9 protein-coding genes are annotated in these 7,802 nt (G+C 59.4%); 7 read left to right on the top strand and 2 right to left on the bottom strand.

Features of this window, described 5'->3' with window-relative positions:
* The 7 genes from Q0O19_RS13220 to Q0O19_RS13190 form a co-directional block, all read left to right on the top strand.
* The coding region (locus tag Q0O19_RS13220; protein WP_295523713.1) for a DUF1501 domain-containing protein at window positions 1-718 on the top strand (718 nt) is incomplete at its 5' end.
* Window positions 711-2,741, top strand: a complete 2,031-nt coding sequence (locus tag Q0O19_RS13215) for a M10 family metallopeptidase (protein WP_295523712.1) — start codon at window positions 711-713, stop codon at window positions 2,739-2,741. The genes Q0O19_RS13220 and Q0O19_RS13215, both read left to right, overlap by 8 nt.
* The gene (locus Q0O19_RS13210; RefSeq protein ID WP_295523711.1) at window positions 2,731-2,952 is read left to right on the top strand and encodes a DUF4266 domain-containing protein; all 222 of its coding nucleotides are present in this window, start codon (window positions 2,731-2,733) and stop codon (window positions 2,950-2,952) included. Before Q0O19_RS13215 ends, Q0O19_RS13210 begins: the two co-directional genes overlap by 11 nt.
* Window positions 2,939-4,078 carry a DUF3570 domain-containing protein gene (locus Q0O19_RS13205; protein WP_295523710.1) on the top strand — a complete coding sequence of 380 codons (1,140 nt, stop codon included), beginning with the start codon at window positions 2,939-2,941 and terminating at the stop codon, window positions 4,076-4,078. Before Q0O19_RS13210 ends, Q0O19_RS13205 begins: the two co-directional genes overlap by 14 nt.
* Before the next feature lie 19 nt (window positions 4,079-4,097).
* A complete protein-coding gene (locus Q0O19_RS13200) occupies window positions 4,098-5,003 on the top strand; it encodes an FAD:protein FMN transferase (RefSeq protein WP_295523709.1) in 906 nt (301 codons plus the stop codon).
* Window positions 5,000-5,884 (top strand): hypothetical protein, encoded by an 885-nt coding sequence (locus tag Q0O19_RS13195; protein WP_295523708.1) that lies wholly within the window; start codon window positions 5,000-5,002, stop codon window positions 5,882-5,884. The genes Q0O19_RS13200 and Q0O19_RS13195 overlap by 4 nt, the downstream gene beginning before the upstream one ends.
* Window positions 5,885-5,889: 5 nt before the next feature.
* On the top strand, window positions 5,890-6,384 hold the full coding sequence (locus Q0O19_RS13190) for a TlpA disulfide reductase family protein (protein WP_295523707.1): 495 nt from the start codon (window positions 5,890-5,892) through the stop codon (window positions 6,382-6,384).
* 431 nt (window positions 6,385-6,815) lie between these two features.
* On the opposite strand, the gene Q0O19_RS13185 is transcribed toward Q0O19_RS13190, so the two are convergent.
* Window positions 6,816-7,295, bottom strand: coding sequence for a type II toxin-antitoxin system HicB family antitoxin (locus Q0O19_RS13185; RefSeq protein ID WP_295523706.1), 480 nt, complete (start codon window positions 7,293-7,295; stop codon window positions 6,816-6,818).
* A 14-nt stretch (window positions 7,296-7,309) separates the two neighbouring features.
* Window positions 7,310-7,492 carry a type II toxin-antitoxin system HicA family toxin gene (locus Q0O19_RS14020; RefSeq protein WP_366939091.1) on the bottom strand — a complete coding sequence of 61 codons (183 nt, stop codon included), beginning with the start codon at window positions 7,490-7,492 and terminating at the stop codon, window positions 7,310-7,312.
* Window positions 7,493-7,802 lie beyond the last annotated feature (310 nt).

The raw sequence follows: 7,802 nt of genomic DNA, 5'->3' as shown, positions 1-7,802 counted from the left end.
TTGGACGCAGACCTTGGCCTCTTTGGGGCGCTTGCAATCGACCAACCATGTCGAAGCGGAATATGCCCGCACTTTCAAAGGCGCGTTTTCTGATGCACAAGAAATTGCCATTGCCGAAGGCGTGGCCGCAGAGCCCAAGGGCAACTTTGGCACCACCGAAATCGATCAACGTTTGAAGTTCATTGCCAAAATCTTGCCGTACTACAAGTCGGCTGGGTCATCCCGGCAGATTTACCACACGCAATGGGGCCAGTTTGACACCCATGCCAACCAGCGCAACACCACCAACGACGGCGGCAACATGGACCTGGACTCCCAGTTGGTCCAGTTGGCCAAGGCCATGGTGGCGTTTGACCAAGCCATGAACGCGGCCGGCATGGCCAACGAGGTGGTGGTGCTGGTCATGAGCGAATTCAACCGCACCGTAGACCCGGCTTCAGGCAACGGTTCTGACCATGCCTGGGGTGGCCACTGGATGGTCATGGGCCAAGGCGTTAGCGGTGGCCAGTTGTATGGCAAAACTTTCCCCAGCCCCGTGCTGGGGGGGGCTGACGACGCCCACGACGGCAAACGCGGTTACTTTGTGCCCCAATGGTCGACCGACCAAGTGGCGGCCGACCTGTTGACCTGGTTGGGCTTGCCTACCAGTGCGTTCGACGCGGTCTTGCCCAATCTGAAAAATTTCAGCCAAAAAACGGTTGGGGTGATGCATGGCTGATATCTTGCTCACGGAGCAAGACGATGTTTACACCGTTGTCCAAGGTGTTTCGTGGGGCAACATTAAAGCCTTGGCAGGCAACGATACGGTCACATTGCTGAACGGCAGCAATGTGCTGGGTGGTGCGGGCAACGACACCATCATCAATAAAACGGGCCATAACTCCTGTGCGGCAGTTTATTGGGACTCACCCCGTGCGATTGATGTGAATCTGGCCACAGGCGTGGCCCAAGACGGGTGGGGCAGCACGGACACCTTGGTCGACATCCACAACGTCCACACTTCGGGCCGCCATGGCGACCGGGTTATCGGCTCTGATTTAGACGACCAAACCTGGATCAACGGCTTTTGGATGCAGGGCACTGCTTTGATTGACCTAGGCCTGGGCCACGACCGTGTGACCCTGCATGGCAAATTGACCGATTACCAGCTGCAGATCTCCGGGGATGGACGCAGTTTCAGCTTGGCGCGCAACGGCTACACCGCCACGGTCATGAATGTCGAAACGCTGGGGTTTTGGGATGGCAATCAAAACACCGACCTCAACGTCTCCAACCTGATCGACTTCTCCAAGGTTGGCGTGAGAACCTTGATCCAAAACAACAACGACGCCTGGAGCAGTAACGCCCAAGGCGTGACGCTCACCTACAGCTTCATGGACGTGGCCCCGCCCTATTTTGTGGCTGCAGGTGCCACGGGTTTTGTGGCTGCCAGTGCGGGTTACCAAGCTGCCGTGCGCAATGTCCTTTCGCGCCTGAGCCAAGAAACAGGTCTGCGCTTCACTGAAGTGGCCGACACCGCTGCGGCCTTTGGTCAGTTGCGCTTTGGGGCCAACCAGCAAACCAGCACCAAAGGCATTGCCTTCACCGCCAACCCCGCCAACGGCGACTTGGCCGGTGATGTGTGGATGGACGTGGACAGCCTGGCCCAATTGACCGAAGGCAGTGAAGGCTGGCAAGCCCTGCTGCACGAAATTGGACACGCTCTGGGCTTGGTGCACCCCGAAACCGACCTTGCCGCCCCCACGGTGTTGCTGAGCCGGTGGGACCACAACGGTTACACCCTCATGTCTGAAACTCAGTCGCCCAATGGGCTGTGGCAGTCGTGGTACGGCGTGCTGGATTTGCAAGCGCTGCGTTCCTTGTACGGGCCTGGCGCGGCCACCCCATCCCCGGGCAACAACTGGCACACATTGACCGACCAGCAGGGCCTCAAACTGGGCACGCTCAGCGATGCGTCGGGGCACGACACGCTCGATCTGTCCAAGCTCTCGCAGGGCGCTTATGTCGAATTGGTGCCCGGGAGCTTCATCTCGGTCGGTGTTTCGGCCTCCGGTGGCGCATCGCTCAACAACCTTTACATCGACAGCACCACCCTCATCGAAGACGTGGTGGGCACCGCGTACGACGATGTGCTCATCGGCAACAGCGCCAACAACCGGTTCACCCCCGGCACCGGCAACGACATGGTCGACGGGGCAGGGGGCTTCAATACCGTGCAAATGTCCGCTGTGCGCTCGGCCTACCGCTTGTCTGTGGACGAACAGACGGGTCGTGTGCTGATCCAGTCGGTCGATGGCGCATCGGGTGCGGACGAGTTGCAAAACATCCACCGCGTGTTTTTTGCCGACTGTGCCGTAGCGCTCGACATGGCGGTGACAGGCAGCACCGTGGCCAAGGTGTTGGGCGCTGTGTTCGGCAAAAAAGCTGTGGCCGACCGCACCTTTGCGGGCATCGGCGTCACCCTGCTGGACCAGGGTGACACGCCCGAAAGCCTGATGGACAAGGCGCTCAACTTCCGACTGGGTAACGATTTCAGCGTGCAGGCAGAAGTCAAGCTGTTGTTTGAAAACCTCATCGGCCGCGCGCCCAACGCAGCTGAGGCCAGTTACTATGAGGGCTTGGTCACCAACGGTGTGCACACCTTCAACAGCTTGGCCTGGATGGCTGCCAACACCAGTTTCAACACGGACAACATCCAGCTGGCTGGACTCATGCAAACGGGCTTGGACTATGCGGTTTAAAGTCATTTTGGCCTTGCCCCTGGCGCTCAGCCTGTCGGCTTGCCTGTCCATCACGCCCGTTCAGCCCTGGGAAAAAGGCCACCTGGCCAAACCCGACATGGCTTTCGATGCCGACCCGCTTGACAAACTTTTCAAAGAACACACCTACAGCAGCAAAGAATCCGCGCTCGGCGGTGCGGGTGTGGGCGGAGGCGGCTGTGGCTGCAACTGAGCCTTCCCTGCAAACCGCGCTGCTGGCAGCGGCCATGGCTTTGCCGGGTCTGTGCCTTGTGACGCCAATAGCCCATGCCGAAACCGCGCCGGAGCGCGGCTACGTGTCGTTCAAAGTGCTGGACTATCTGGACAGCCAGCCCGGCGCAGAACGCATCCGCGTGCGGGCCCCCGCGCTCAGCGCCTTGGTGCCGCTGGGTGACCAATGGTCGGTGTCTGGCACGCTGATCACCGACAGCATTTCGGGCGCGTCCCCGGCGTACCACGACGCGGCCATCACGCCCTTGCGCGACTTTCGCCGTGCAGTCGACGCTTCGGTCACCCATTACCTGCCGCAAGGCACTTGGTCGCTCGGGGTCTCGCACTCCAAAGAAGCCGACTACCTCTCGCGCAGCGTGTACGGCACCGGCACCCGCTCCAACGACAGCAAAAACACCATCTGGAACTGGGGCCTGGCCGTCTCGAATGACGACATCACGCCGCTCAAGCCCATCCAAAAACTGCCCTCCGGCGCGCAAACCAAACAAACCGTTGACCTGATCGCGGGTGTGACCCAAGTGCTCAGCCCCAACGACTTGGTGCAAATCAACCTCGGCTGGTCGCAAAACCAAGGCTATTTGTCAGACCCCTACAAACGGCTTGACCAGCGCCCCGACTCGCGCACCCGCCAAACCCTGCAAGTGCGCTGGAACCACCACCTGGAAGGCTCTGGCGCCACCATGCGCTCTGCCTACCGTTACTTTCAAGACAGCTGGCAAATCCGCGCGCACACCCTCGACATGGAACACATTCAGCCCCTGGGCGAGCAGTGGAAAGTCAGCTCTATCGTGCGTTATTACAGCCAAAGCGCAGCGCGGTTTTATGTCGAGTCCGACGGCAAAATTAGCCCCTTTGGCCCCCGCATCACCCCGGGCCTGGACCACCAATCGCTGGACTCCCGCTTGTCCGCCTTTGGCGCCATCACCTTGGGGTTCAAACTCACCCACCAGCTGAGCCGCGACACCCAGATCGACCTCAAACTTGAACACTATGAGCAGCGTGGCCGTTGGGCCATGGGCGCAGGCAGCGCCAACTTGTTGCCCTTTCGCGCCCGCAGCCTGTCGTGGGGCTTGACCCATTGGTTTTGAACCACTGGTTCTGAATACCATGCCGGTCCAACGCATCCCCTTTGCCGCCATGGCCTGCACCTGCGAAGTGGTGCTTGATGCCCCCACCTTGGCCGATGCCCAGCGCCTGGCGCAGCCCGGCATTGACGAAGTGCTGCGCGTCGAGCGCACCTTTTCTCGTTACCGGGCCGACAGCGTGGTCTCGCGCATCAACGCCGCAGCGGGCGCCGACTGGGTGGACTGCGACGCCGAAATCCAATCGCTGCTCAACTTTGCCGACCAGATGCACCAACAAAGCAGCGGGGCGTTTGACATCACCTCGGGCGTGCTGCGCCGGGCCTGGAACTTTGGCCAAGCGCAATTGCCCAGTGCCGAGCAGGTGGACGCGCTGCTGCCCCTGGTGGGGTGGGCGCAAGTGCAACGTGAGGGCGCACGCATCCGCCTGCCCCGTGCAGGCATGGCGCTCGACTTCGGCGGTTTTGGCAAAGAATACGCCGCCGACCGCGCCGCCGCCTTGCTGGTGCAAACCGGCGTGCAACACGGCTACGTCAACCTGGGCGGCGACATGCGGCTCATGGGCCCCAAGCCCGACGGCGCGCCCTGGGTCATGGGCATTCGGCACCCGCGCGAAAGCCAGCAACTGTTGGCCACCCAACACCTGAGCACCGGCGGCCTGGCCACCAGTGGCGACTACGAGCGCTTCATGTTGGTGGATGGCCAACGTTACTGCCACCTGCTCAACCCCCGCACCGGCTGGCCCGTGAACCATTGGCGCACCGTGAGCGTGACCGCCCCGCTGGCCGTTCTGGCTGGTTGCGTGGCCACCATCGCCATGCTGCTGGAAGCCGACGGCCTGGCCTTTTTGCACCGCAGCGGCCACGCCTTCATCGCGGTTGACCACACCGGTCAGTGCGTCACCGATCAATCCCTTTGCACACCACCATGAGCACCTTTTACGGAACCCCACAAAACGATGCCCCCGTCGTGCGTTTGCCGATGGCCTTCACTTACGACGGTTTGGCCGGCGTGGACACCATGTCTTTTGGAACGTCACCGCGCAGCTGGTACACCATCACCCAGGCCAGCGACGGTGCCGTTTGGGTCGACTCCATTTCGGGGGCCAGCGAGATCTTGAACGCCAAGCTCTACAACGTCGAAAAGCTCGCCTTCAACGATGAGCGTGACCTGATCGACTTGGCCACTTACTTCAATTCCACCGCAACCCCCATCACCGGGACCGCCCAAAACGACCTCCTGAGCGTCACCACCCCCTCAGCCAGCGTAGACGGCTTGGCAGGCATCGACACCGTGGCCCTGAGCGCTGTGGCCAGCCAATTCAAGCTGCAAAACAGCGACACCGGCTTCAGCTTGGTGCGCCAAGACGGCAGCGGCACCGTGAGCCTGGCCAACGTGGAGCGTCTGACATTTACCGACCAAAAACTCGCGCTCGACCTGACTGGCCATGCCGGCAGCGTGGCCAAAATTTTGGGCGCCGTGTTCGGTCCCGCAGCCGTAGCGCGGCCCGACTATGTGGGCATTGGCCTGTCTTTGCTCGACTCGGGGCAGTACAACGCCACCACCCTCATGGGCTATGCGCTGCAAGTGGCGCTGGGCCCCAACGCCAGCCCCCAAGCCGTGGTCGATTTGCTCTACCGCAACGTGGTCGGTGTGCTGCCCGACGCGCCCACCCAAAAATCGTTCGCTGACCTCATCGCCAGCGGCAGCCACACCGCCGCCACCCTGGGCGACATGGCGGCCAATACCGACGCCAACCAAGCCAACATCCAGCTCACCGGCCTGCAACTGACTGGACTGGCTTACAGTTGAACACCATGTACGCACCTTTCGGCCCCACCCTTGTGACCAGCGCCTTGCTGGTGCTGGCGCTGCGTGCAGGCGCGGTCGAGGTGGGCCAGCCTGCTCCGAACATCGCTTTGCCCGGCACCCCGCTGGTCACCCAACTGGCCGATTTGCGCGGGCGCTATGTGTATCTGGACTTCTGGGCCTCTTGGTGCGGGCCGTGCAAGCTGTCCTTCCCGTGGATGGCCACCCTGCAAGCCCGTTACAAACCGTCAGAACTCACGGTGCTCAGCATCAACCTGGACCAACAGCGGCGCGACGCCGACCGGTTTTTGCAGCAACACCCCGCAGCCTTTGCCGTGGCCTTTGACCCGGCGGGCGAATCGGCCAAGCGCTTTGCCCTCAAAACCATGCCCAGCGCATTCCTGATCGGGCCCGACGGCCAGGTGCTCTGGACCCACCGCGGCTTCACCCTCGACCAGCGGCCCGAACTCGACCGCCAGATCGACCGCATCGTCAAAAAGTAAGCGGCCCTGGTGGCCGCTTTTTTATGGGAGCCCCGTCCTCGGGGCGATGGGTGGTGGTCTTCAAGGCTTTATCGCGGCGGGGGCGCCGCTCCTACAAAAAACCGTTCATGCCAACAGCATTGGTCCGAGTCCACAATTGGTTTTAGACGGCCTTCTTTGCACGCGCCCTTGGTTTGGGCTTTGGGGCCGGGTTTACTTCTGTTGCGTCAACGGCGTTAGGCGCATCCATTCCATCTGGAAGCCTAGAGAGGTTGACACCCTCAACACTCACGACCGCACCATGTAAGGTAGCTGAACCCGGATCGCCATTCATTGCGAATCCACCAACACCGATTCTGAATCCCAGATTCAATTGGTAGATGCCTTCATGGATGTCAAAGTGGCGTATCAAAATCTCAGTCAATGACTTGAGATCAAGCGTAAGAGGTTGCTCAATGGGTGACATTTGTGTTCATTCCAAACTGCTGTGTCAGCGACGGACCCGTGCTGTAGATATAGGGCACCAAGCTCTTCACACCCGAGAGTGACACCAGCTTGACCGTGACGTTGTGATCGTGTGTGTGAGCGTGTTGGATGGTGGTAGGTGCCAGGTATTGCTCAAGAGCGCTCACGATGACAGCGTTTAACTTAACGCCATCCTTCTGAGCACGAATCGCAGCAGCTCTGTGCAAAACCGGCCCCACTCGAACGTTGAACAAGCCACTGCAAGGCTGTTGCGGATCGCGCCCAATCTGCTCGCAAGTCTCAAGATAGTCGTCGACAGCCGTTTGGAACTCATTTTGAAGCGCAGGCACAGTCGCAGCTTCGTATGTCACCAAATCGGTCACAAACAGAATTTTCCCAATCAAAAGACCTGTCTCAACGTCTATCTCAGCAGAGCCTTGATAGCCTTTGTATTCCAGTGTTGTCATACCCATCTCCCGGCCTAAATGAGGCCAATTTCTTCTAATGTTTCCCGGACATCCCTGATGTAACAAGGCTTCACCTCATTGCCAGGATGCGGTCTGTGCAAGCTGATCATGTTGTCCTTCTCAGCGTTGTAAAACTTTCTGCGAGAACCACTGTTGGTGATCACTGCGTAGCCCAGATGCTTCAAGGCCAAAACCAACTCGTCCCACTTGATGTTGCTCGGTGTGGGTTTGGCCTTGATTTTTTCAATGATTTTGTCTGCTTGTGCAATGTGGTCTAGACAAGGCAGTCAAGAATTGTAACTAAATTTTAGTTACACCATGAGGCCAAGAATTTATTGAGGGGTTGTAAGGGTGCTTACCGAATCAATGTAGCACCAAAAGCCTCATATTGAATAGGGTGGAATGCCCCAGACCAGCGCCCGCCTGCATCCTCGAAATTGACAATTTTCACCAAATATTGGTAATGATATTTTTATTGTCAATTTAGTAGTAAAAATAATAAAATAA

It is taken from the genome of Limnohabitans sp. Rim8 (assembly GCF_945869175.1).
Classification (GTDB): domain Bacteria; phylum Pseudomonadota; class Gammaproteobacteria; order Burkholderiales; family Burkholderiaceae_C; genus Limnohabitans_A.
The sequence above is the reverse complement of the archived record's forward strand: the minus strand, read 5'-3'. Positions and strand labels throughout refer to the sequence as shown.

What these genes read in the sequence shown, in the direction of transcription:
- Q0O19_RS13195 (WP_295523708.1), top strand. Translation starts at nt 5,000, where the DNA reads ATGAGCACCTTTTACGGAACCCCACAAAACGATGCCCCCGTCGTGCGT.
- Q0O19_RS13210 (WP_295523711.1), top strand. Translation starts at nt 2,731, where the DNA reads ATGCGGTTTAAAGTCATTTTGGCCTTGCCCCTGGCGCTCAGCCTGTCG.
- Q0O19_RS13190 (WP_295523707.1), top strand. Translation starts at nt 5,890, where the DNA reads ATGTACGCACCTTTCGGCCCCACCCTTGTGACCAGCGCCTTGCTGGTG.
- Q0O19_RS13215 (WP_295523712.1), top strand. Translation starts at nt 711, where the DNA reads ATGGCTGATATCTTGCTCACGGAGCAAGACGATGTTTACACCGTTGTC.
- Q0O19_RS13185 (WP_295523706.1), bottom strand. Translation starts at nt 7,295, where the DNA reads ATGACAACACTGGAATACAAAGGCTATCAAGGCTCTGCTGAGATAGAC.
- Q0O19_RS13200 (WP_295523709.1), top strand. Translation starts at nt 4,098, where the DNA reads ATGCCGGTCCAACGCATCCCCTTTGCCGCCATGGCCTGCACCTGCGAA.